Origin of the sequence: Nonomuraea sp. NPDC049129, assembly GCF_040648495.1 — a bacterium.
Taxonomy (GTDB): domain Bacteria; phylum Actinomycetota; class Actinomycetes; order Streptosporangiales; family Streptosporangiaceae; genus Nonomuraea.
Map to the genome: position 1 here is coordinate 217,192 of NZ_JBEZDU010000015.1, position 23,218 is coordinate 240,409.

Consider the following 23,218-nt stretch of genomic DNA (forward strand, 5'->3'; position numbering starts at 1 on the left):
CGGTTAGCGTCGGAGCATGATTCGGGTGTTCCTCGTTGACGATCACGAAGTGGTACGGCGCGGCGTGGCCGCCCTGCTGGATGCCGAGGACGACATAGAGGTGATCGGCGAGGCCGGGACCGCGGAGTCGGCGATCGCCCGCATCCCGGCGCTCAAGCCGGACGTGGCGGTGCTGGACGTCCGGCTGCCCGACGGTAACGGCGTGGACGTGTGCCGCGAGGCCCGGTCCAGGCTGCCGCGGCTGGCGTGCCTGATGCTGACCTCCTACGCCGACGACGACGCGCTGTTCGAGGCGGTGATGGCGGGCGCGGCCGGGTACGTGCTCAAGCAGATCCACGGCTCCGACCTGGTCGGCGCGGTGCGTACGGTCGCCTCGGGGCAGTCGCTGCTCGATCCGCAGACCACCGCGGCGATGCTTCAGCGGCTTCGGGAGCAGGCCGCCAGGAGGGACCCGCTGGCGGCGCTGTCGGAGCAGGAGCGCAACATCCTCGACCTGATCGGCGAGGGGCTGACCAACCGGCAGATCGGCGAGCGGATGTTCCTGGCCGAGAAGACGGTCAAGAACTACGTGTCCAATCTGCTGTCCAAGCTCGACATGCAGCGCCGTACGCAGGCGGCGGCACTCTCGGCACGACTGCGGATGGATCGGCGAGACTGACGGCCCGAGACCTCGGATGGTCTGTCACGTCGTGATCCGCGGAGCGCCCACCACGGCCACCGGACAGCGAGCCCGGTGCAGGACACCGTGGCTGACCGACCCGAGCGCCGCCGCGGCGAAGCCGCCCAGTCCGCGCGATCCGACCACCACGAGCGCCGCCCTCTCGGACGCCCTGGCCAGGGCGGGGACCGGGTGTCCCGGGACGATCGACTCGATCATCTCGACGTCGACGTACTTCTCGCGCCACGGTGCCAGGCGCAGCCGGATCTCCGCCTCCTCATCGGCCGGCGTCCCGGTCAGGAGCGGGCCGTACCCCGTGAGCTGCGGGGCGAGCATCGGTGTCCGCCGGGCGTACACGGCACGAACCAGTGTGCGCCGCGCTCTGGCCTGTTCCAGGGCGTATTCCAGCGCCGACTCCGCGAACGGGGAGCCGTCGAAGCCGACCACGATCTCCGCGTGGCCCCCGGGGCCGGGCACCCGGACGACGACCACCGGGCTGCGCGCGTGCCCGGCCAGGCCGAGCCCGACCGAGCCCAGCACCAGTCCGGCGAATCCGCCGAGCCCTCTGCTGCCCACCACCACGCTGTCGGCCGTCTCCGACTCGATCTTCAGCCGCTCGATCACCGCGCCCGTGACCAGAGCCGTCGAGACCTCCAGCTCGGGGATGAGTCTCCGTACCTGGTCGGCGGCCGTGTCGAGCACGTACGTGCACCGCTCGGTCAGCGTCTGCCGGTCACCGGCCGCGGTGGGCGGATGCTCGGCCGCCCAGGGTTCGCGCACGAGCACGATCCGCAGGGGAAGTCCCCTGCGGGAGGCGTCGTCGGCGGCCCAGCCGAGCGCCGATCCGGCCGATGGCGAGCCGTCCACGCCGACCACGATCGTTCCGCTCATCGTCGTCCTCCGTGGTCGGCGAGTCGCCGTTCATGGCCTCTCCGGGTGCGGCCGTACGACCGCGACCGGGCACGTGGCGTGGTGCAGCACGGCGCGGCTGACCGAGCCCAGCACCGCCGAGGCGAAGCCGCCCAGCCCACGCGACCCGACGACGACCAGGTCGGCCGTGGTCGAGGCCTTGATCAGGGCGCCGGCCGGGTGCTCGCACAGTTGCTCGTCGGTGATCTCGATGTCGGGGTACTTCTCGCGCCAGGGGTTCACCCGTTCGCCGGCCGTACGGACCTCGTGCTGGAAGGCGTTCTCCAGCAGGCTGTCGTAGGCGGCCGCGTACGGGGAGAACAGCGGCAGTTGCCAGGCGTACAGGAGGTGCAGCCGCGCGTGGCGGACGCGGGCCTGCTCGATGGCGTATTGCATGGCGAATTCGGAGTCCTCGGACCCGTCATAGCCGACGACGATCCGGCCGTGCTCTTCCTGGCCGGGCCCGCGGACGATCACCACCGGGCCCCAGGCGTGGCCCGCGACGGCGGTGCCGACCGAGCCGAGCAGCATGCCGCTGAAACCGCCGAGCCCTCTGCTGCCCAGCACCAGGCTGTCAGCCGCGGCCGACTCGCCGATCAGCTCGTCGACCAGGTTCCCGGTGTGCAGTTCCGTCGTCACCTCCACGCCCTCCGCCAGCTCACGCGCCTGGTCGGCGGCGGCATCCAGCGTGCCCGCGCAGTACTCCGCGCTGAACGCGGCGAGCCCGTACGGCCACGGCTCGCAGACATGCACGATCCGCAGGGCCAGTCCCCTGCGCCGCGCGTCGGCGGCGGCCCACCGCACCGCCGCTGTCGCCGGCTCGGACCCGTCCACGCCGACCACGATCCGTCTGGTCATCACGCATTCCCCTTCCTGAACGGTCCCCTTCCCGCACTGGAACCTCAGCTCCAGCCTGGCGAAACAGGCGGCCGACCACAGGGGGCCGAAGTCCCGAATACGATTGCCATTGGTCCCGCGATGGAGCAATCCGCGGAATCCGCGCCTTGACAGGGTCACGTCCCAACGTAGATCGTTTCGCGGGAAGAAGACTCATTCCTCGCAGGGCCGACCGTGGAAGAGCGCCATGAAGATGATCATCGGTGGGTTCGTACTGGCGGCGGTGGCGGGCGCCCTGTGGGCGCGAAGGCGCTACGTGGTGGTCACGGTCGAGGGGACGAGCATGGCCCCGACGCTCTCCGACGGAGATCTGGTTCTGGTACGCAGGCGCCGGATCGACCAGGTCGCCACGGGCGACGTGGTCGTGCTCGAACCGCCGCTCACCGCCGCGGGGCTCGGACCGCCGGGACGGGACGGCCGGCACTGGAACATCAAGCGCGCCGTCGCGTTACCCGGCGACCCCGTTCCGCCGGGGATCGGGGACGGCGTGGCCCGGGTGCCCGCCGGCGCGCTGGTCGTCCTGGGTGACAACATCGACAGCGTCGACTCCCGGCAGCGCGGGTTCTTCGACGCCGACCGCCTGCTCGGTGTCGCGCTGCGCCGGTTGGGCGGGTCACCGCTGTAAAGCGGGTACATCGTGCGGTTTCGACTTCTCGGGCCGATGCGGATCCAGGTCAACGGATCGCCGGTCAGGATCACGGCGCCCAAGCAACGTACCGTTCTCGCCATGCTGCTGGCCCGGGCGGGTCACGTCGTACCGATCAGGTCGTTGGTGGCGGAGGTGTGGGACGAGCGGCCGCCCCGCTCCGCGGTGGCGAACCTGCGTACGTACCTCATGCAGCTGCGCAAGCTGCTGCCGGATGAGGAGCGGCTGGTCACCTCCGACGTCGGCTACCTGCTGCGGGCCGGACCGGAGGAGCTCGACCTCCTGGAGTTCGAGGCGCTGTCCGCGCGCGGCCGCCAGGCGCTGGCCAAGCGCGACACGAGCGCCGCCGAGGAGGCCTTCACCCAGGCCCTGGCCCTGTGGGAGGGGACGGCGGCGGAGGACGTGCCGCTCGGGCCCACGCTGCGCGAGGTGGTCGCCCGTCTCACCAACCACTACCTGGGCGTGGTGGAGGAACACGCCGACATCCAGCTCGCCCTCGGCAGGAACGAGCTCGCGGCCGCGCGGTTGCGCGAGGTGATCCGCCAGTATCCGCTGCGCGAGCGGCTGCACGGTCAGCTCATGACGGCCCTCTACCGCTGCGGCGACGTGGTCGGCGCGCTGGACGCGTTCGGGGCCGCCCGCCGGGTGCTGGCCGACGAGCTGGGCATCGATCCAGGCCCGGACCTGCGTCTGCTGCAGCAGGCGATCCTGCGCAGGGACACCGCCCTGCTGGCGGCCGACCGTGACACCGTGGCCGTGCCCGTCGACGACGGGCGTCCGCGCCCACGTCTGCTTCCCCGGGCGCCGCTGGTGTTCGTGGGCCGCTCGGCCGAGCGGGCTCACCTGCACAGCATCCTGTACGGGGAGCCGGGCGCGGCCGTGATCGGTTCCGGCGCGGGTCCGCCCGTGGAGACGCCGCACGGGCGCGACGCGGCGAGTCCGCCTGTGGCGGCGTTGCACGGTCCCGGTGGGGCGGGTAAGTCGGCGCTCGCCCTCACGGTGGCGCACGGCGTGGCCGACCGCTATCCCGACGGCCAGCTCTACGTGGATCTCCAGGGATCCACGCCGGGCCTGCCACCGTTGCGGCCGGCCGAGGTGCTCGGCCGTTTCCTGCGCGCGCTCGGAGTGCCGCCCGGCGACGTCCCGGCGGCACCGGCGGAGGCGGCCACTCACTACCAGTCGTTGCTGGCCGACCGCCGCGTCCTGGTCGTCCTCGACAACGCCGTCGGCGCCGCCCAGGTGGCGCCGTTGCTACCGGCGGGCGGCGGCTGCGCGGCGCTGGTCACCAGCCGCGCCGCGCTGACCACCATGGACGCCGTGCCCATCGCCGTCGGCATGCTCGACGAGGTGGAGTCGGTGCGCCTGCTGACGCTGCTGGCCGGTCCCGAGCGGGTGAGCGCCGAGGCGGAGGCGGCCGCGGAGATCGCCCGCTGGTGCGGCTTCCATCCGCTGGCCCTGCGCATCGCCGGTGCCCGGCTGGCGGGCCGGCCCGACTGGTCGCTGGCCCGCTTCGGCGAGCGGCTGGGCGACCAGCAACGGCGGCTGGACGAGCTCCAGGCCGCCGACCTGCGGGTGCGAACCTGCTTCGAGGTCGGGTACGGAACGCTGGCCAGTACCGCGAAGGCGGTCTTCCGGGCGTTCGGCGTGCTGGAAGTGCCCGAGGCCGGCGTCGAGCTCACCGCCGCGCTGGCCGACATCGACCAGACGACGGCGGAGGCCGCGCTCGACGAGCTGACCGAGGCCCGGCTGCTCGAGCCGGTCGGCGACGGCCGGTTCCGCATGCACGACCTGCTGCGGCTGTTCGCCGCGGAGCTGGCCGCCGCCCATGACGCGCCGCGGGAGCGTACGCGGGCGCTCGGACGGGCCCTGGGGTGGTACCTCGATCGCCTCCGACGGCTGCAGGCCCTGCTGCAACCGCACTTGATGCATGCCGGCGGGGGCGAGCACGCCTCCGATGTGGGCCTGCCGGATCTCGCCGCGGCCGTACGGTGGCTGGAGACGGACCTGCCGTGCCTGGTGGCGGCGGCCGTACAGGCGGCGAAAGGTGAGCAGGGCGGCTTCGTCATCGAGCTGATGGCCCTGATCAAGTCCATCGCGATGAAGAGCGGCTACTGGCGGGAGGTCGAGACCATCGCGCGGCTCGCCATCGAGGTCGCGCGGCGTGACGGCGACCGCGTCGCGGAGGCGGCCACGCTGGCGACGCTGGGACTGCTGGAGTGGAAGTCCGGCCGTCCCGAGGCGGCCCGCGCCCTCCTGCAACGGGCGCTCGACCTCTGGCGGGCCGTGGGCGAACGCGGTGAGGAAGGGCTGGCGCTGCACAATCTCGGCTGGCTGTGCATGCAGACCGGGGATCTCGACGCGGCCTTCGACCACATCGGCGCGGGCCTGCTGCTGCTGAAGACGTACCGGCCGAACCGGGTCGGACTGGTCTCGCACAACCTGGGCGAGGTGCTGCTCCGGCTGGGCCGCCACAGCGAGGCGGTGGACCGCTTCGAACGGTGCCTGGCCATCCGGCGGGCCGATCGCGACCTGTACGGCGAGAGCATCACCCTGGCCGCGCTCGGCCGCGCCCACTGCCTGCTCGACCAGCGGGACAAGGCACTGGCGGTACTGGCGGAGGCACTGGTCCGCTGCGAGGCGACCGGCAACCGGGAGGACCAGTGGGAGGTGCTGCTCAGCAGGTCCGAGATCCATCTTCGGCAGGGCGATCCGGCCGCGGCGGTGGCCGACCTGGCCCGCGTCCTGGAGCTGACCACCAAGATCGGCGACGCGTACGGCCAGGCCGCCTGCCTCCGGCAGCTCGCCAGAGCACGCGCGGCCCTCGGCGACCCGCGTGCCGCGGCGGACGCCGGCAAGGCCGCGGGGCTGTTCGCCGATCCCGCGACGCGCTGCGATCCGGTGCTGGAAAGGCTGCTCACCGCCCGGCTGTAGCGCGGCTGTATGGGGTGCTGTATGCCGCCCGAATAGGTTTCGGTTAACCGCATCGCTACGAAAGGAACGAGTCCATGACTGCTGTTCTTGGCCGGCTCGGCGACCGGATTCTCGGCAAGCTGGTGCCCAAGGCGTCCGCGAAAGCAGCCGCCGAGTGGTACGTCCACTGCTACTGCCGGGAGCGCTCCGACTTCCGCAAGATCTGCACCACCGCCGGCGGCACGACCCGATGCGGCGCCTGCTACGCGTTCAGAGTCTGCGGTGGCTAGGTAGTACACGCAGGTCTGGCGGCGGCGGCCACCCGCCGCCAGACCCCGGCTCGCTTGAAGTGAGGTTGTTTCCTGATGGCTTTCCTGGTTGCCGCTGTCGTGTTCCTCGCCCTCCTGTGCCTGTTCAACCTGGTGCTCAACCTGGGGGTGCTCCGCCGGCTCCGCGAGCACACCGCTGAGCTGGAACGCCTGGCCGGGCACGCGATGCTCATGCCGTACGATCCCGGCGTCCTGGTCGGTCGCACGCTGCCCGAGGCGGCGGCGGGCGCGCGGCTGGTCGGCTTCTTCGACGTCGGCTGTAGCACGTGTCACGAGCGCGCACCGCAGTTCGCCGAGGAGGCGGGCAAGCAGCCCGCCCTGGCGGTCATCACCGGCGATGGCGCGAAAGTGGCCGATCTCGTCACCGTGGTCGGCGGCGTGTCGAGCGTGATCACAGGCGATGAGGCCGGCAGTCTCGCGCACGCCCTCGGCGTGGAGGCCTTCCCCACCTTCCTCCGGGCCGACCAGGAGGGCAAAGTACTGGCCGCGGACACGGAACTCACCGCCATGGCGACCATCGGATGATGCCGGACCGGCTGCGGCGGGCCGCCACCCTGGGGTTGCTGTGCTGGCGGGCGGGACCTGTGCTGGCGGTGTCCCAGCTGGTGGTCACCGTCGTGGCCGGGCTGCTGCCCACGGGCGCCTTGTGGGCGACGAAGCTGCTCATCGACGGGCTGGCGACGGGCCTCGCGGAACGGGCGCTGGGGCCGGTCGCCGGGCTCGTCGCGCTGGGATTGGCCTCCGGGGTGCTGCCGCACGTCACGGGGTACCTGCGGGGCGAGTCGGACCGCCGGCTCGACCTGTTGCTGCAGGACCGCCTGTACACGAGGGTGAACGAGTTCCAAGGGCTGTCACGCTTCGAGGACCCGGTCTTCCTCGACGAGTTGCGGATGGCCACGCAGGCCACGGGCGGCGCGATGGGGCCGATCACCTCGGGCCTGTTCGACCTCTGCCGCAACGTCATCGCCCTGGCCGGGCTCCTCGGCGCTCTGGCCGTGCTGAGCCCGCTGATGGCCGGGCTGGTGGCGGTCGCGGCGCTGCCCACCCTCGCCGCCAGGATGTCCCTGGAGAAGCGGCGGGCCAAGATGCTCGCCGGGCAGTCGGCGGCGGCCCGGCGGCAGATCTTCTACTCCTCCTTGCTCACCGACGTGGAGGCCGCCAAGGAGGTACGGCTCTTCGGGCTCGGCGACTTCCTCAGGCGCCGGGTCATCGGCGAGCTCACCACGATGCAGACGGCCGAGCGGCGCCTCGACCGGCGCGAAGCGCTCACGCAGTCGTCACTGGCGGCTGTGTCCGCCCTGGTCAGCGGCATCGGCTTGATCTGGGCGGTGTACTCGGCCCTGTCCGGGCGGCTGACCCTGGGCGACGTCACGGCCTTCGCCGGCGCGGTGGCCGGCACCCAGGCCGCCCTCATCGCGACCGTGGAGAACGCGGCCAACGCCGGCCACTCACTGCTCCTGTTCGACCACCACGAGCGGGTGATGTCGCTCTCCGACGACCTCCCACCGCCGCACCGCCCCGCCGCGCTGCCCGCCCTGCGGCGCGGCATCGAACTGCGTGACGTGTGGTTCCGGTACGCCGACGGCCACCCCTGGGTGCTGCGCGGCGTCGACCTGACCATCCCCCACGGCGCGTCGGTCGCGTTGATCGGACTCAACGGAGCCGGCAAGAGCACGCTGATCAAGCTGCTGTGCCGCTTCTACGATCCCTCCCGGGGGGCGATCCTCTGGGACGGCGTGGACATTCGCGACGTACCGCCGGCCGAGCTCCGCGCCCGGATGGGCGTGCTCTTCCAGGACTACATGAGCTACGACCTCACCGCGGCGGAGAACATCGGCGTCGGCGAGATCGAGGCGATGTCCGACCGGAGCCGGATCCAGGCCGCCGCCGAGATGTCCGGAGCCGACCAGACCGTACGGGCCCTGCCCCGCGGGTACGACACGATGCTGAGCCGGATCTTCTTCGGACCGGAGGACAAGGCCGGAGTGGTGCTGTCCGGAGGCCAGTGGCAACGGCTGGCCCTGGCCCGCGCGCTCGTCCGCGAACAGCGCGACCTGCTCATCCTCGACGAACCCAGCTCGGGACTCGACGCGGAGGCCGAATACGAGGTGCACCGGCGGCTGCGTGAGCACCGGGCGGGCCGTACCAGCCTGCTCGTCTCACACCGGCTCGGCGCCGTGCGGGACGCCGACCTCATCGTGGTGCTCGGCGACGGGCGGATCGTCGAGCGGGGCACCCACGACGACCTCATGGCCGCGGACAGCGGCTACGCCCGGCTGTTCGAGACCCAGGCCAGCGGCTACCGCGTCGAGGCGTAGCGGGCTACGGAGGCCGATGAGTGGCCGGAACCGGACAACACTCGGTGACGACCTGGCTGGAATGCCCGGTGAATGCCCTGCTGGTGCCCTGGGACAGGGTTCTGTTCGTACATAGAGTCGAGCCGATCCCGCAGACGCCATAGGCGGGTCCCCTTTGTGCGAAAGGATGTGCCGTGCGCAGCAGACGTACCGTTATCGGGCTGGCGTTGATTCTCGGCAGCCTCGCCGGCTCAGCGCTTGTCCCCTCAGCAGCCATCGCGGCATCTTCCACGGCCGCGATTTCGGCCCGGCCTCAGATCTGCAACCCCTCCTGCACCTGGAATTCGCAAGTAACGACACAGCTGATCGCCACTCAGATCCTGCTGCAGAAATACCAGATCCTCGTCCAGGAGGGCTACACCATCCTTTCCGCACAGGTGCAGGCGGCAACTGGCGGCTACCGGGCGCACCTGGTCTACCGGTAGGGCCGGGGCCGCCTCAGTCGCTCTCGACCCGTCCCAGCGGCTCAGGATCGTCCGCCAGCGCGGAGCGCGCCGCGAGCCAGCTCGGGTCTTCGGGGTAGAAGACATGGCGAAGGTAGGCCCAGGTGAGCCGCTGGATCAGGGCGACACGTCCGGGGTGTTCGTCCGTCGTCTCCGCGACGTCGTACCCGGAGACTCCGCCGAGCGAGTGCTCCGCCCCGAACAGGGTGAGCAGGCTCTTGCCGCCCGGACTCAAGAAGTAGGGGTCGGTGAACCACTCCGGCCCTCGGGCGGTCAGGTGGGACTGGTCTCGGTCCCCCGCGACCACGAGGGCCGGCGTGGTCATGGCCGCGAAGCTCGGATTCATGAAGGGGAAGTGCTCGGCCGCGAACGGGCTCAGCTCGGCTCCGCCCCGGCCGGGCGTGGCGAGCAGCACCCCCGCCTTGATCCGGGAGTCGGACATGTCCTCTCCCGGTTCGCCCTCGGGATCGAGGACTCGCGCACCCAGCAGCATGCTCGCCGTCTGGCCGCCCCAGGAGTGCCCGGCCGCGGCGATGCGGCCGTGGTCGAGCCGCCCGCCGAGACCGGGTACGGCGGCTTCGAGGAGATCGAGCTGGTCGAGGACGCGCTTCATGTCCTCGACCCGGTAACGCCAGATCTGTGGGGTACGGGGATCTTCTGGCGGCAGGCTCAGCGTCCTCGAGTCGAGATGGGTGGGTTGAATCACCACGAAGCCGTGAGCGGCCCAGAAGTCGGCCAGCGGGGCGTACCCGTCCGACGACCAGCCGAAGCCGTGCGAGAAGACGATGACCGGCAGTTCGCGCCCGGCCGTGGGCGCGGACACGCGCACCCGCAGGTCCTCACCACGGCCCGGGGCCGACAGCACCACCGGCTTCACCGAGACGACCGGAGCGGGCACGCTGACGGCCACGTCGCCATCGCCCGCAGCCGGGACCGCCATGTCTGTTTCGATCATGATTTTGATGCTCCTTCAGTGGTCTTTGGTAATGAACTGGTCGGCGACCCACCGTGCGACGTCGGCGGGATAGGGCGCCGACAACCCGAGGACGATGTGCCGGAAACCAGCGTCGATCGCTTCGCCGATCGCGTCCCGGGTGGTGCCGGGCTGGTCGTAGGAGACGGGCAGGTGGATCGAGCGGGTGATCGAGGCGGGGTCGCGGCCGATCTCGGTGCAGTAGCGGTCCAGCAGCGCGCTGCGGCTGACGACGTCGTCGATGTCGCCGCCGGGGATGTTCCACAGGTCGGCGTGCTCGGCGACCACGCGCAGCGTCGCGGACGAGCGTCCGCCGATGAGGATCGGCGGGTGGGGGCGCTGGACCGGCTTGGGGTTGCCGAAGGCGTTGGTGACCTGGACGTACGTGCCGTGGAAGTCGAACGGTTCGGTCTCCGTCCACAATCGCCTGATCACCGTGCACGCTTCGGCGAGGCTGCCCACGGCGTGGGCGGTGTCGTGGAAGGGCAGGCCGTGCGCTTCGTACTCGCGCCGGGCCCAGGGGACGCTGGGTCGTGAGCCGACGCCGATGCCGAAGTCGAGGCGTCCGCCGGAGACGATGTCGACGGTCGTGGCGATCTTGGCCAGCATCGCGGGCGGTCGGATGCGGTTGCTGGTCACGAGCACGCCCAGCCGCAGCCGTCGGGTCTGTGCGGCGAGGGCCGAGAGCAGCGTCCAGCCCTCGTAGATCGTTCCGTTCGGGTCGCCGAAGATGGGCAGGAGATGATCGAACAGCCACGCGTGTTCGATCTCGGGGATCGTGTCCGCCTCGCGCCAGACCCGCAGGACATCGTGGTAGTCGACCTGCGACGGGGCGGTCATGATCCCGAAGCGAGGCCGGGTGGTATGCGGCATTGAGGGCTTTGGTCCTTTCGACACTGGGCGCTACCAGAGATTAAACGGAACGGGTTTCCGATATGTATAACCGACGCCCATCGCATCGACTTACTGCGATCCCATGCCCAGGTGTGATGCGATGACGATGCTTGGGTTGGCCGTCGGTCGGCGCTCTGGCATGATGAGTAAACGGAATCCTGTTCCGACTACTATAAGGAACACGGTTCCGGTTCGCAACCCAGCAGTGGAGGGAACGGTAACGGTGAACGACGGCGACGGAGGCGCGGGCCCCCGCAAGCGGGCCGATGCCCGGCGCAACGAGAGGACGCTGCTCGACGCCGCCGCGGCCGTCTTCGTGACCTCGGGCGTCGAGGCGCCGGTGCGCGACATCGCGGCCAGGGCGGGCGTCGGAGTGGCCACGATCTACCGCCACTTCCCGACTCGGGCGGATCTCATCATCGCCGTCTACCGGCACCAGGTCGAGGCCTGCGCCGAGGCCGGTCCAGCCCTGCTGGCGGCCGTCGCGAGTCCTTACGCCGCGCTGGGGCGATGGATCAACCTGTTCGTCGACTTCCTGGTCACCAAGCACGGGCTCGCCGCCGTACTCCGCTCCGACGACGCCGGCTTCGACGCGCTGCACGCCTACTTCCTCGACCGGCTCGTACCCGTGTGCGGCCAACTGCTCCAAGCCGCGGCCGCCGCCGGCGAGATCCGCGCCGACGTCGACGCCCTGGAGCTCATGCGCGGCGTCGGGAACCTCTGCATCGGCGCGGAGAACGATCCCCGCTACGACGCGCGGCGGCTGGTCGAATTCCTCATCGCGGGACTCCGCCTACCGCGCTAGCGACGCGCGCGTGTTCATACCGTCGGTATTTTACAAACGCGCGGTCGGCGAGGTCGGGCCTAGGTAGGGAGACCGCTCGCGCGGCGTCGAGGGCGCCAGGCGATGGGCGGACGACGCGATCCTCGTCAACCCGATTCACCCCGGCGCCATCCTCGAGACCGGGCTGGTGCGGCATGTCGAGATGACCCCGGAGCTCCAGGCGCGGATCGACAGCACCGAGTGGAAGACCGTCGGGCAGGGGGCGGCGACATCGGTGTTCGTCGCCTCCTCAGGCGCTCGCTCTCTGCCCGGCTACCTTCACCGCGAACATCACCCACTACGAGCTCGTGCGTGCTCTCACGCTCATCGGTAAGGGCCACATTGAGGATGGGCTCGCACACGCGGTGACCACTGCCCATGCGTGGCCCATCAGTACGATCCGCCGCCGTACCCTCGGTCGCATCCTGGATGCCCTGCCAGGGAAGGCCCACGCTCTGGATACCGCCCACGAATTGCGCAGCCTGGCTGCCAGTCCTGCAGGCGGAGAGTAGCCCGCGGGCCGGACAGCAGGAGCTCGGGGGCTGAGCTCGGTACCCCGCCTTGGAACGTCCGCATCTGGACATCCCCGAACGCTCCGGGATATCGAGTGGCTGGCGTGATCATCACGGACCTGCGCGTCCTCGCCGAGTTGGAGGCCGATGTGACCGTGCCGCCGCAGCACGTGGACCTCGCCGATCCAGTCGGCAACGAGGTCGCCCATGGACCCATCGGATCGCGGTTCGGCTCCGGCTCCGGCTGGAGCAGGGGGTGAATGTACGCCAACAACTCTGCGCTATCCCAGGTCGTCGTCGGCGAAGCAGCCGCGAACTGTCGTGTCGGCTGACTATGGTGCAGCCATGACGATGACGGGCCAGTTCTCCGGGTTGTGGCTGGGCTCGTCGACGCGGAACCGGGAGAAAGGCCGTCCTCGCCCCGAGTTGTATGGATGAGGAGGACGCGCGGTCATCCTCTGCCCCAGCGTGGCCGACAAGCTGCCCGAGATCCCAGCGGCGGCCAAGGCCGAGGTCGACCGGAACCTGGCGCTGCTGGAGACGCAGATCCAGGAGGCCAACAACCGCCTGGCCAACTCCGCAGGCCAGGGCGGCCCCAACTTCGTCCGCAACGCCATCCTCAGCCCCCTCGCCTCCAAACGATGCGCCACCCCGGACCGCATCGCCATAGCCATCGGCCGCGTCGCCGGGAATGCGGCCAGGCGGAGCATCCAGTCGCGGGCCATGATGCGCAGGCGGCTTGAGGGGGCCATCCACTGGATGAAGCGGCGGCCGAATGCCTGCACGTCGGCGATGGTGGGGCGCATGCGCTGTTCGTAGCGGGCGAGGGCGACCGGCAGGTCGTCGCCGGTAAGCTCGTCGGCCAGGACCCAGGCGGCGGCCATGGCCATGGAGGCGCCGTGTCCGGCGAACAGCGACACCGCCTGGCACGCGTCGCCCAGCAGCACCACCCTGCCCCGGCTCCAGGTGTCCATCTCGACTTAAGTGACCTGGTCGTAGTACAGATCCTCGGGAAGTCGGGACAGGGCGGCGGGCAGGATCCAGCCGAGATCGCCGTAGTGGCGGCGGAGCGTCCCGGCCGGGTCGGCGGCGATGGCGGGATCGTCCTCGCGCCACAGGAACAGCAGAGCGAGCTGGTCCTGCAGATCCGCCGTGCGTTGCGTGCCGTCGGCGAGGGTGAGCGCGACCTCGTCGCCGTCCTGGTGGACGGCCTCGATGGTGGTGCCGTACTGGATGGGGGCCCTGACCTGGTCAGCGATGGTACGGGCGAGATCGCTGCGCAGCAGGCTGACTACTTCGCGGAACGTGGGCGGCAGGGTGAACCGGCTGGTCTGGCGGCCGTCATGGTTGACGTAGGTCAGCCCGGTGACGGGATAGCGCAGCTCTTGCAGCCGGGCGGCCAGGCCCATGCGCTCGGCCACCTGGTAACCGGCACCGTAGAAGTCGACCATGTAGCCGCCGTTCCGGAACTGCGAGGCCTGGACCATCTCCTGACAGTCCAGCCAGCGCGATCTTCGTCCCAAAATGCCGTCCGGCAGAGCCGTAAATGAGCCGTAAGGCCATCAGGTCCTCTTCCCGGCGGGGCACGATGCCAAGATCTGGATGGCCGCCATTTTCAGCACACCTAGAACCTCATTCCGCAGGAGGACGTCGTGCGCAGGTACATCACGGAGTTCATAGGCACCTTCTTTCTGGTCTTCACGGTCGGCGCCACGGTCCTGGCAATGGCGCCCCTCGCCCCGGTTGCCATCGGAGCGATTCTCATGGTCATGGTGTACGCGGGCGGCCACATCTCCGGTGCCCATTACAACCCTGCGGTGACCCTGGCCGTACTGTTGCGCGGTCGGATCAGTCTGACGGACGCCATTCCGTACTGGATCGCCCAGCTCGCCGCCGGCGTCCTCGCGGCCGTAGTCGCGGGCTTCGTGGTGAACCCCGCGAAAGTGACCCCGGTGTCGCCCGAGGGCCGCGAGTTGTGGGTGGCGCTCCTGGCCGAGGCGCTGTTCACCTTCGCGCTCGCCTACGTCGTCCTGAACGCGGCCACCAGCCGGGACCATCCGGGCAACAGCTTCTACGGCCTGGCGATCGGATTCACCGTGGCCGCGGGGGCGTTCGCCGTGGGCGGTATCTCGGGTGGCGCCTTCAACCCGGCGGTCGCCATCGGCGCCGCGACCATGGGGATCTTCGACTGGTCGAAGATCTGGATCTGGCTCCTGGCCGACCTTGTCGGCGGCGCCCTGGCCGGGGTGACGTTCCTCGCGCTCAACCCCAAGGAACGCGCGCCGCTGGAAGCCTCCGCCGCCTGAAATCCGGAGCCCTTCCATGACCACTCCACGCGAAGCCCTCCAACGAGCGGGTATCGACGTCAACGCCCTGATCGGCCATCTCACCTCGGCCGCGAAAGCAGAGCTGAGCGCCGTCTATCGCTACACGATCCTGGCGGCTCATTCGATCGGCTTCGCGGACGAAGGGCTGCGGGAGATCCTCAGGGACATTCGAGATGAGGACCGCAACCATTTCGACACGCTCGTCACGCGCATCTGCGAACTCGGCGGCAGGCTGCCGGAGGATATCCAGAGCTTTCTGCAACATGAAGACGAGCCGATAGGCAGCATCTTCGCCGACTGGGACAACCTGCCCGAAGCCCTCATCGGATCCGTGCAGCAGGCCGCACATTCCTATTCCGGTCTCCGCCACCTCACCGAAGCAAAAGACCCCCGGACCCATGCGATGGCCCAGGCCATCCACAACGAGAAGACCGAGCACGTCGCCTGGCTGCGCGAGTTCTTCGGTCTCGGCCCACCCGGACGCTTTCATCGTGGATTCCGGGGCGGATCCCCCTCGCTGGCCGGCCTGTACGACGCCGAGCAAGGGACGGGACCACCGTCCTGATCTCAGCCGTGGCGGCTCCCTGATTCTGAAGGCTGCGCAAAACCATTGGATTATGCGACCAATTCGGTCTGCCTCCCGCGCCACCCGGTTTTCCATGGTCACACTAACCGCCACGGGGCCGCTCAGGTCAGGTAGCGCAGCCACAGGTACGGGGTGGCGATGGCGATGGCGACAGCGGTGACGATCAGGCCGCCTGGTGAACTGCCAGAAGCTGATCGGCGTGCCGTTACGGGCGGCGATGCCCAGGACAACGACGTTGGCCGCCGCGCCCACCGCCGTGGCGTTGCCGCCCAGATCCGCGCCGAGGGCCAGCGCCCACCACAGCACCTTGCCAGGGCCGTTGCCGGGAGAAGATGTGGCCCGACCTCATGCCGGTGGCGATCTCCATCCGCGAGGGCCGGCTCAACTCCGTCACGCTGCTGCGCCGGCTTGGCTCGCACTCGCGCAAGAACGAGATCTACCGGGCGTTTCGGGAGGTCGGCCGCAGCGTGCGCACTGTGGCACGGCTGCGTTTCCTCGCCGATCCGGCGCTGCGGCGGCGCATCACCGCGGTCACCAAACAAGGTCGAGGGGTTAACGGATTCTTCGCTTAGCTGCGCTTCGGCGACGGCAACCAACGAAGACGGTATCCAACGCGGCCGTCCTCCTGATCGGTGTGGGGGTGGTGTTCGTGGGACCACGACTTCTGGCCGCCCGTAACGGCACGCCGATCAGTCTCTTCGCTGGCAATCGGGCGTGTTGGTCAGGGACGGATGCCGAAGGGGCCGAGCAGGCCGGTGTCGATTCGCATGGATTCCAGCAGGCCGAAGGCGTTGTCCTTGGTGAACACGTCGGCGGCGGCCAGCGTGCCGAGGTAGCCGGCGATGACCGGGGCGGCGGCCTGCTGGGCGACAGCGTTCAGGTAACCGGCGAAGATCGCCCACGCGTTGCCTGCCGGACCGTACTTGCCGAAGAACGGCGCCGGATCGAGGCTGGAGACCGTGTCACGGACGCTGGTCTGCAGGTCAGCCAGGTATCGCTGTTGCAGGTGTCCGTCGGCGCGGATGCCGAGGCGGCCGAGGTGGCCGCCGACGAGGGTGCGCCACGGATATCTCATGGCGGTGTCGTGGGCCCGCAGCCAGCCGGGGATGTCCTGGGAGACGGCGAGGTTCTTGAACGGCACCCAGCCGGGATAGAGCACGTCGACCACCATCAGGGTCTCGTGTTTGGGGGCGTAGACGAAGATGTTGTCGGGTGAGTGGTTGGGGCCGTGGTAGGCCAGTTCGAGACGCTCACCACCGACCCACAGGACGTGGTGGTCGTCGAAAGTGAGCGTGGGCGCCGGCCGAGTCGGGTCCGCGTCCCGGCGCAGAAATCTCGCGGTCTCGGTATGTCCGATGCGGATGACGTCCTTGCCGAGGATCGAGGCGGCTCCGATGTGGTCGGCGTGCGAGTGGGAGTAGATGAGGTGGGTCACCTTCCGGGGGCGGCCGTTGGCCCGGGTGACCTCCTCGATGGCGCGCAGCAGGTTGTAACCGATGGTGGGTGGCGCATCGACGAGGACGACGCCCTGGCGCGTGGTCAGGAACATGGCCTGATAGGAGGAGTCGGTGACCCAGTACAGGTCGCCGTCGATCCGGCCGACGAAGTAGCCCTTCTCATTGAGTTTCGGGCCCTTCGACGCCTCGGGGATGGGCGCGTAGTCGGGCAGGGCGCCGGATGCCGGCGCCTCGCCGGCCCCGAGCAGGCCGGCGGCCAGGGGCAGCGCCGATGCGACGGTCGCTCGGGTGAGGAAGGTTCGCCTGCTCGAGGGGGCGGTGGAGCGGACCATGGGGTTGTCTCCATTCGGAAGGTGTGGCTGCCGGGCGAACGTGGGACGGGCGGAGCGGCGCGACGGGTCCGGTGGTGGGGGTGGTCAGCCGGTGTCCTGGGCAGTCACGATCCGGTCGAGTCCGCGGGGCGAACGCTTCGGCGGCCAGGGTGAGAACCGCGACAGGCGCGGGGTCTCGCCTGTCGCGGTGCCGGACGGACCGTCGTCGTGTGGGATCAGCTGGTGGTGCGGGCCGCCGCTGTGATGAGGGCGGTGGTGGCGTCAGGCCGGGAGATCATGACCACGTGTGAGGCTTCCCCGACTTCGCTGGTGTGCGCGCCGGCGCGCTGGGCCATGAACCGCTGGGCCGCGGATGGGATGGCCTGGTCGGCGCCAGCGACCAGGTACCAGGAGGGGATGGTCTTCCAGGCGGGCGGTCCGCTCGGGGAGCCGAGCGCGGCCAGGGCGGCCGGGCGCTGGGTGGCGGCCATCAGCTTGGTGTCGCGGGCGGGTAGGTCGGCGGCGAAGGCGGCGTGGAACTTGGCCGGATCTACGTAGGCGTCGGTGCCGGTGCCGCCGCCGGGCAGCGGGTACTGGCGGGTGATCAGGCTGGTGGGCAGTTGGCTGCCGGGGAACTTGCCGGTCAGGTCAAGAGCTGACTCGCCTTCCTCGGGTGCGAACGCGGCGATGAAGACCAGCGCCTTGACGTTGGGGTGGCCGGTGGCGGCGTTGGAGATGACCGCTCCGCCGTAGGAGTGGCCGACCAGGATGACCGGTCCGTCGATGGTGGAGACGACGCTCGACAGGTAGGCCGAATCACCTGCCAGGTCACGCAGGGGGTTGGCGGGGGCGATCACCGGGTAGCCGGCCCCTTGGAGCCGGGCGACGACCTTGTTCCAGCTCGAGGCGTCGGCGAACGCACCGTGGACCAGCACCACGGTGGGTTTGGCCGTACTGCGGCTCGCCGCGGTGACGGCGGCGGCCGACGAGGAGAGAGCCGTGACCAGCACGGCCAGGACGGCCAGCATCACGGACAGCAGGATCCGAGTGCTCGGCCGGGAGAGCGGAGAGGTCTGTGGGGACGCGTACGCCGACATGGCGGATCTCCTTGGTAGGGATGGGGGTTCTCAAGCGAGGCGATGAGGCAGCGGGGGGCTCCAGCCGTTGTCCGCCCGTCGAGCAGGGCCGGGGCACAGGGTGGCGCGGCGTGGTGGCACGGTGCGCCTAGGCCACCGGCGGAGGACCCGCCACGCGCAGGCGGTATGCCTCGGCCGAGGCGATAATGGCTTCGATGTCGAAGGAGGCCGGCGCGTCGTTCACGTCGGAGATGGGCGAGCCGTTGGCGGCGAACCACTTCTCGAGGCCGGCGGGGCCGAAGGCGGCGACCATGCGGGCGCTCGGTGAGCGGACCAGGTAGCTGTGCGGGACGCCGCAGGGACCGTGCGCGACGGCACCGGCGTCTAGGTCGTAGCGGTCGTCCCCGACGAAGAAGGTGATCTCACCGTCGAGCACGATCCAGATCTCGTCCTCTGCCTCGTGAACGTGCAGGGGTGGCGCGTGGCCCTTGGGGTCGGTGAACTCCATCACGCTCAAGGTGCCGCCGGTCGCCGTGCCCGGCACCAGGATCTGGACCCGGCCGCCGAGGAACCAGAAGGGGTTCTGCGTGTCGCCGGTCTGGGGTGGACGTTCCTTGTTCATGTGGGTGCTCCTGTTTCGGTGTCGGGTCAGTTCTTTTTGAGGAAGCGCAGGAGTGTGCGGGTGAGCTGTTCGGGCTGTTCCTCGAAGATCCAGTGACCGGAGTCCTCGATGACGATCCCGGTCACATGGCTGGCGTACTGGCGGACTTGGGTGGGGACGGAGTCACCGAGGCTGCCGCGGGCGCCGATGGCGAGCACGGGCATGGTGAGCTTCTTCGCGCTGTACGCGCTGTTGTCGGCGACGTCCTTGGGAAAGGCGCGGAACCATGCGAAACTCGCCCGCAGGTGAGCGTCATCGCGCAGGTAGCGGGCGTACTCGCGGACCTGTTTGTCGCTGACGCCGTTCTTCCTGACTTCGAGGGAGTCGACGAAACGCTCCACCCACTGCTCTTCCCTGCCGTTCACCATGCGCTCGGGCAGGCCGTTGGTGAGGCTGAAATAGCCGAAGTTCCAAAAGCCGGGCCCCTTCGCGGTGAGGGAGGGGAAGGTGTAGAGGGTCTTGTCGGGGATGGGGGCCTCGCTGAGGACCAGCTTGGTGACGTCACCGGGGTGGCCGGCGGCGTAGGCGTAGGCGACCATCGTGCCGATGTCGTGCCCCACGAGCCTGATGTCCCGCCTGAGGCCGAGCGTGGTCAGCAAGCCGTACAGGTCAGCGGCGAGGGTCTTCTTGTCGTAGCCACGGGCGGGTGCGTCGCTCTTGCCTGCTCCGCGTAGATCCGGCGCGATGACCGTGTAGTGCTTGGCGAGTTCGGGCAGGATTTCGCGCCAGGTGTACCAGGTTTGCGGGTATCCGTGCAGCAGGACCAGCGTCGGCCCGTGTCCACCCCGCACATAGTTGATCGCGACGTTGCCGACCTGAACTCTCTTCTCGCGGAAACCTGCCGGAATGCGCGGCTCATGGCCGGTCTTCGACGGCGTCTTGGAGGCGATGGCTGTGATGCGCGCCGGGACGGCCTGAGCGGCGGCGGCAGGGGCGAAGGAGGCGAGCATGCCGATCACCGCGATCGGGACGACGACGCGGCCGCGGATCTTCGGGTCAAGGGTGAAATGGATTGCTTTCACAAGACGTTCCCCTTTTCGAGGCGAGCGAGGGTCGTAGGCTGCCGAATGCGCCGACTGTGCGGTCCGGCTCGCCGGTGTCTCCACGGTGGACCGGGGCGTCGCCGACGGTCCCCGGCATCGCTGCTCAAGGAGCGCTGGGTGCTCATGGGGCAAACCGTAGAAACCGGCTCGCTTGCCGCGCGAGCGTCACCTGACTGCGTCACCGAGCGCTACGTGACTGCAGGTCTTGTTCCAGGTTCAGAGCGGGCTTGACGCGGGTGTCTCGTGCCGCCGATCTGCGCGGGGTGAACGTGCCCGTGACCGATGACCAAGGCCGCTGTCACCGGTCTTCCCGTAAGCTTTGGGTGATCTCCACTAGGGCGCGGAGAAGGAGCACTCGATCACTGCCCCACCCAGCTTCGCGGAGGTGCTGCGTCGCCATCGGCACGCGGCACGTCTGACGCTGGAGCAGCTCGCCGAGGCCTCGGGGGTCAGCGCCCGGACGCTGTCGGACATGGAACGCGGACGCAGCAAGGGCCCCCAGCATCGGACCGTCACCGCGCTGGCCGATGCCCTCGGTCTGGCCGAGGCCGACCGCAAACAGCTCGTCGAGCTGGCGCGCGAGGGCCGCCTGCGCGATCACTGGGCCCGCCCGACCGGTCTGTGCGAGCTGCCGCGCTCCGTCGACGACTTCACCGGCCGAGCCGCGGAACTGGCCTGGACCAGCGAGCTCTTACGCGCCGGGGACGCGCCGGGCACCGCTGGCGTTTGGCTCATCACCGGCTCTGCCGGGCTGGGCAAGACCACGCTGACCGTCCGCGCCGCCCACGCCCTGCGGCCGGACTTCCCCCACGGGGTGTTCTTCCTCGACCTGTTCGGTATGTCCGCGCAGCCACTGCCCGTCGACGAGGCCCTGGGCATGCTGCTTCGCGCACTCGGCATCGCGGATCAGCAGATCCCGGGCGACGTCGCCGGGCGCGCGTCCTTGTACCGGTCTCTGCTGCGTGACCGGCGCGCACTGATCGTGCTCGACAACGCCGCCTCCGAGGAGCAGGTCCGGCCGCTGCTGCCGGGCGGTGGCGCGGGCAAGGCCCTGGTGACCAGCCGCCGCCTGCTGGCCGGCCTGGAAGGAGTGCGCAGACTCGGTCTCGGGCCCTTGCCCCTGCTGGAGGCAACCGAACTGCTGACCGGAATCCTGAAGGACCGCGGCGCCTCGGACGAAGGCGCGGCCGTCTGGCAGCTCGCGCAGCTGTGCGGCGGTCTGCCCCTCGCGCTCCGGATCACCGGAAATCGGTTGGTCAGCCGGCCCGACTGGAACGCCACCGACCTCGCCGCCCGGCTGACAAACGAGGAGCGCCGCCTGGACCAGCTCAGCGCCGGCGACCTCAAGATCGCCACCGCGTTCGGGTTGTCCTACGAGCAGCTGGCCCCCTCAACGCGGCGAGTCTTCCGCCGGCTCGCCCTGGTGCCGGGTCGCAGCTTCGACGCCGCTCTCGCCGCCGTGGTAGGCGGCACATCGATCGAGGGGGCATGGGACGCCCTCGACGAACTCGTCGACCTCGGTCTGCTGCAGGACAGCACATTGGGACGCTACCGCTTCCACGACCTGGTCCGGCTGTTCGCCCGCGACCGGCTTCGGGAGGAGGAACCCGCGGCCGAGCGCGACGCGCTCACCATGACGATGACGTCGTGGCTGGTGCGGATGGCCACCACCGCCGGGCGGTGGTTCGAGCCCCTGTACGGCCGTCCCGACCGGCCTGACCCCGACCTCGCCGACCTGGCCTCCCCCGAGGAGGCCGACCACTGGCTACGCGTGAATGCGGACAACTGGCTGGGCGCGTTACGTTACGCGGCGAGCATCGGCCGGTTCACCGCCGTCCTCGACTGCGCCGAGTCGATGGACTGGTTCTCCGATCAGTGGATGCACGCGCCGCACTGGTACGAGGTGTTCACCCTCGGTGCCGAGGCCGCCGCTGTTCTGGGGGATCCTGCCCGGCAGGCCGCGCAGCTGAACATGCTGGCCTGGGTCCATCTGGTGCCGCGAGAGGACCTGGAGACCACACTGCGCTACACAGCCCAGGCGATAGACCTGGCAACCCGCAGCGGTGCCACCACGCAGATCGCCCTGGCCCACCACCACGCGGCTGGCGCGCTTCGACGGCTCGGGCGGCTCGATGAGGCCATCGCGGCGGAAACCCAGGCGGCGCGGATCCACCTGGCCAACGGCGACATGGATCGGTACTGCCACTGTCTCGGCGCCCTCGGCACCTGCCTTCGCGATGCGGGACACCACGCCAAGGCACTGGAGCAGTACCTCGACCTGCTGGCCCTGCTGAACGACGACCGCTCGGGGGTAACGCCGAGCGTCGCGGCGTTCGCCCGGCCGATCGCGCTTGCCCGCGTCGGCGAATGTCTGGGACTGCTCGGCCACCGCGCCGAAGCGATCACCAAGCTCACCAAGGCGATCAGCCTCATGGAGCAGGCTCAGCTGCCCGTCCCGCAGGCACGCTCCCTGGAGACACTGGCGGCCTTGCTGGCCGACGAGGACCGGACCGGCGAGAGCCGCCATACCTACGCGCGGGCGGCCGAGGTGTATGAGGCCATCGGCGACGCCGAGGCGAGCAGCCGCTGCCGCGATCTGGCGAACGACTGACGGTTTCCGCGCTACTTCTGCGTCCTGTTCTGCGTGGTCGGGCCATGCGCGCGCGACTTGGATGGAGTGCACGGGGACCGGCGCCGGGCCTGTCCATCCAGCTCAGGAGCGACCATGACCACCATCGGGAACATCGTGCTCGTGCACGGTGGCTTCGTCGACGGATCCGGCTGGCAGGGCATCTGCGACGAGCTGACCAGGGACGGACTCCGCGTCCACATCGTACGGAACCCGGCGCTGTCGCTGGAGGATGACGCCGCGGAGACCCGCCGGATCCTGGACCGCCTCGACGGCCCGGCCATCCTGGTCGGTCACTCCTACGGCGGGGCCGTCATCAGCGAGGCCGGCACCCACCCCAACGTCGCGTCGCTGGTGTACATCGCCGCGTTCGCCCCCGACAGGGGCGAATCGGTCAACACCCTCATCGCCTCTGACTCCCAGGTCCCGTGGGGCGTGGACGCCGTCGGCGGGGCGGTCACCGAACCGGCCTGGCGGCACAAGCCCAGCTGGTACCTCGTCGCGACCGAGGACCGGATGATCCCGCCACCGGCTCAGCGCACGATGGCCGCGCGCGCCGGAGCGAAGGTCGTCGAGGTCATCGGCAGCCATGCCGTCTACGTCTCCCAGCCCGCCGCCGTCGCCGACCTCATCCGCGAGGCCGCCGCCTGACCTCCGCCCCGGATATCGGTCACATCCGACCGGACAGTTCCACCAAGTGACAAGGCGCTGCTCAGAGGCGTTCGAACAGGGGATGAGGGACTCTCCCTCGCGACGACGCCGGAACCGGCCGGGCTG

Annotated in this window: 24 protein-coding genes and 2 pseudogenes; 15 read left to right on the top strand and 11 right to left on the bottom strand. The window is 69.9% G+C overall.

Annotation, left to right across the window (positions count from 1 at the left end; all coding sequences use genetic code 11):
* Nucleotides 1–16 precede the first annotated feature (16 nt).
* Nucleotides 17–658 carry a response regulator transcription factor gene (locus AB0B64_RS38390; protein ID WP_358183930.1) on the top strand — a complete coding sequence of 214 codons (642 nt, stop codon included), beginning with the start codon at nt 17–19 and terminating at the stop codon, nt 656–658.
* A 24-nt stretch (nt 659–682) separates the two neighbouring features.
* Here AB0B64_RS38390 and AB0B64_RS38395 read toward each other — a convergent pair whose 3' ends face one another.
* Both AB0B64_RS38395 and AB0B64_RS38400 read right to left on the bottom strand, forming a co-directional pair.
* Complete coding sequence (locus AB0B64_RS38395) at nt 683–1,549, bottom strand: universal stress protein (protein WP_358183933.1); 867 nt, start codon at nt 1,547–1,549, stop codon at nt 683–685.
* Between the two features lie 30 nt (nt 1,550–1,579).
* Nucleotides 1,580–2,425, bottom strand: a complete 846-nt coding sequence (locus AB0B64_RS38400) for a universal stress protein (protein WP_358183936.1) — start codon at nt 2,423–2,425, stop codon at nt 1,580–1,582.
* Nucleotides 2,426–2,651: 226 nt separating this feature from the next.
* On the opposite strand from AB0B64_RS38400, the gene AB0B64_RS38405 reads away from it, so the two are divergent.
* The 6 genes from AB0B64_RS38405 (at nt 2,652) to AB0B64_RS38430 (ending at nt 9,131) form a co-directional block, all read left to right on the top strand.
* Nucleotides 2,652–3,089, top strand: coding sequence for a S26 family signal peptidase (locus AB0B64_RS38405; RefSeq protein WP_357960564.1), 438 nt, complete (start codon nt 2,652–2,654; stop codon nt 3,087–3,089).
* A gap of 12 nt (nt 3,090–3,101) precedes the next feature.
* Nucleotides 3,102–6,041, top strand: a complete 2,940-nt coding sequence (locus AB0B64_RS38410; RefSeq protein WP_358183939.1) for a BTAD domain-containing putative transcriptional regulator — start codon at nt 3,102–3,104, stop codon at nt 6,039–6,041.
* Nucleotides 6,042–6,115: 74 nt separating this feature from the next.
* Nucleotides 6,116–6,310: a hypothetical protein gene (locus AB0B64_RS38415; RefSeq protein ID WP_357960560.1), complete on the top strand. Its 195-nt coding sequence runs from the start codon at nt 6,116–6,118 to the stop codon at nt 6,308–6,310.
* A gap of 75 nt (nt 6,311–6,385) precedes the next feature.
* Nucleotides 6,386–6,874 carry a hypothetical protein gene (locus tag AB0B64_RS38420; RefSeq protein ID WP_357960558.1) on the top strand — a complete coding sequence of 163 codons (489 nt, stop codon included), beginning with the start codon at nt 6,386–6,388 and terminating at the stop codon, nt 6,872–6,874.
* A complete protein-coding gene (locus AB0B64_RS38425) occupies nt 6,871–8,667 on the top strand; it encodes an ABC transporter ATP-binding protein (RefSeq protein ID WP_358183942.1) in 1,797 nt (598 codons plus the stop codon). Before AB0B64_RS38420 ends, AB0B64_RS38425 begins: the two co-directional genes overlap by 4 nt.
* A 173-nt stretch (nt 8,668–8,840) precedes the next feature.
* Nucleotides 8,841–9,131: a hypothetical protein gene (locus AB0B64_RS38430; protein ID WP_357960553.1), complete on the top strand. Its 291-nt coding sequence runs from the start codon at nt 8,841–8,843 to the stop codon at nt 9,129–9,131.
* A 13-nt stretch (nt 9,132–9,144) separates the two neighbouring features.
* On the opposite strand, the gene AB0B64_RS38435 is transcribed toward AB0B64_RS38430, so the two are convergent.
* Nucleotides 9,145–10,104 (bottom strand): chlorophyllase, encoded by a 960-nt coding sequence (locus AB0B64_RS38435; protein ID WP_358183945.1) that lies wholly within the window; start codon nt 10,102–10,104, stop codon nt 9,145–9,147.
* Nucleotides 10,105–10,119: 15 nt separating this feature from the next.
* Nucleotides 10,120–10,962 carry an LLM class flavin-dependent oxidoreductase gene (locus tag AB0B64_RS38440; RefSeq protein ID WP_357960547.1) on the bottom strand — a complete coding sequence of 281 codons (843 nt, stop codon included), beginning with the start codon at nt 10,960–10,962 and terminating at the stop codon, nt 10,120–10,122.
* A 277-nt stretch (nt 10,963–11,239) separates the two neighbouring features.
* Here AB0B64_RS38440 and AB0B64_RS38445 point away from each other — a divergent pair, with 277 nt between their 5' ends.
* From AB0B64_RS38445 to AB0B64_RS38455, 3 genes are all read left to right on the top strand, one after another.
* The gene (locus AB0B64_RS38445) at nt 11,240–11,821 is read left to right on the top strand and encodes a helix-turn-helix domain-containing protein (RefSeq protein ID WP_357960544.1); all 582 of its coding nucleotides are present in this window, start codon (nt 11,240–11,242) and stop codon (nt 11,819–11,821) included.
* A gap of 634 nt (nt 11,822–12,455) precedes the next feature.
* The gene (locus AB0B64_RS38450; protein WP_357960538.1) at nt 12,456–12,611 is read left to right on the top strand and encodes a hypothetical protein; all 156 of its coding nucleotides are present in this window, start codon (nt 12,456–12,458) and stop codon (nt 12,609–12,611) included.
* A 208-nt stretch (nt 12,612–12,819) separates the two neighbouring features.
* Nucleotides 12,820–13,170, top strand: coding sequence for a hypothetical protein (locus AB0B64_RS38455; protein ID WP_358184065.1), 351 nt, complete (start codon nt 12,820–12,822; stop codon nt 13,168–13,170).
* 23 nt (nt 13,171–13,193) lie between these two features.
* On the opposite strand, the pseudogene AB0B64_RS38460 reads toward AB0B64_RS38455, so the two are convergent.
* A pseudogene (locus tag AB0B64_RS38460) lies at nt 13,194–13,325 on the bottom strand (FAD-dependent monooxygenase); the annotation flags it as partial.
* 6 nt (nt 13,326–13,331) lie between these two features.
* Complete coding sequence (locus tag AB0B64_RS38465) at nt 13,332–13,838, bottom strand: hypothetical protein (RefSeq protein ID WP_358183948.1); 507 nt, start codon at nt 13,836–13,838, stop codon at nt 13,332–13,334.
* Nucleotides 13,839–14,003: 165 nt separating this feature from the next.
* Here AB0B64_RS38465 and AB0B64_RS38470 point away from each other — a divergent pair, with 165 nt between their 5' ends.
* Together AB0B64_RS38470 and AB0B64_RS38475 are read left to right on the top strand one after the other, a co-directional pair.
* Nucleotides 14,004–14,657, top strand: a complete 654-nt coding sequence (locus AB0B64_RS38470) for an aquaporin (protein ID WP_357960526.1) — start codon at nt 14,004–14,006, stop codon at nt 14,655–14,657.
* 16 nt (nt 14,658–14,673) lie between these two features.
* Nucleotides 14,674–15,243, top strand: coding sequence for a ferritin-like domain-containing protein (locus tag AB0B64_RS38475; RefSeq protein WP_358183951.1), 570 nt, complete (start codon nt 14,674–14,676; stop codon nt 15,241–15,243).
* Nucleotides 15,244–15,365: 122 nt separating this feature from the next.
* Here AB0B64_RS38475 and AB0B64_RS38480 read toward each other — a convergent pair.
* Nucleotides 15,366–15,570: pseudogene (locus AB0B64_RS38480) on the bottom strand (hypothetical protein); the annotation flags it as partial.
* Between the two features lie 41 nt (nt 15,571–15,611).
* Between AB0B64_RS38480 and AB0B64_RS38485 the strand changes: the two are divergent.
* A complete protein-coding gene (locus AB0B64_RS38485) occupies nt 15,612–15,836 on the top strand; it encodes a Tn3 family transposase (protein ID WP_358183954.1) in 225 nt (74 codons plus the stop codon).
* Between the two features lie 149 nt (nt 15,837–15,985).
* Here the strand turns inward: AB0B64_RS38485 and AB0B64_RS38490 are convergent, their stop codons facing one another.
* The 4 genes from AB0B64_RS38490 to AB0B64_RS38505 all read right to left on the bottom strand — a co-directional run bounded on the left by AB0B64_RS38490 (nt 15,986) and on the right by AB0B64_RS38505 (nt 19,791).
* A complete protein-coding gene (locus AB0B64_RS38490; protein ID WP_357960518.1) occupies nt 15,986–17,053 on the bottom strand; it encodes an MBL fold metallo-hydrolase in 1,068 nt (355 codons plus the stop codon).
* A gap of 215 nt (nt 17,054–17,268) precedes the next feature.
* Nucleotides 17,269–18,129: an alpha/beta hydrolase gene (locus AB0B64_RS38495; protein ID WP_358183959.1), complete on the bottom strand. Its 861-nt coding sequence runs from the start codon at nt 18,127–18,129 to the stop codon at nt 17,269–17,271.
* 127 nt (nt 18,130–18,256) lie between these two features.
* Nucleotides 18,257–18,730: a cupin domain-containing protein gene (locus tag AB0B64_RS38500; protein WP_357960513.1), complete on the bottom strand. Its 474-nt coding sequence runs from the start codon at nt 18,728–18,730 to the stop codon at nt 18,257–18,259.
* A gap of 26 nt (nt 18,731–18,756) precedes the next feature.
* Nucleotides 18,757–19,791 carry an alpha/beta hydrolase gene (locus AB0B64_RS38505; protein WP_357960510.1) on the bottom strand — a complete coding sequence of 345 codons (1,035 nt, stop codon included), beginning with the start codon at nt 19,789–19,791 and terminating at the stop codon, nt 18,757–18,759.
* A gap of 406 nt (nt 19,792–20,197) precedes the next feature.
* On the opposite strand from AB0B64_RS38505, the gene AB0B64_RS38510 reads away from it, so the two are divergent.
* Both AB0B64_RS38510 and AB0B64_RS38515 read left to right on the top strand, forming a co-directional pair.
* The gene (locus AB0B64_RS38510; RefSeq protein WP_358183962.1) at nt 20,198–22,423 is read left to right on the top strand and encodes a helix-turn-helix transcriptional regulator; all 2,226 of its coding nucleotides are present in this window, start codon (nt 20,198–20,200) and stop codon (nt 22,421–22,423) included.
* 114 nt (nt 22,424–22,537) lie between these two features.
* A complete protein-coding gene (locus AB0B64_RS38515) occupies nt 22,538–23,092 on the top strand; it encodes an alpha/beta hydrolase (RefSeq protein WP_357960503.1) in 555 nt (184 codons plus the stop codon).
* The last annotated feature ends 126 nt before the right edge of the window (nt 23,093–23,218 follow it).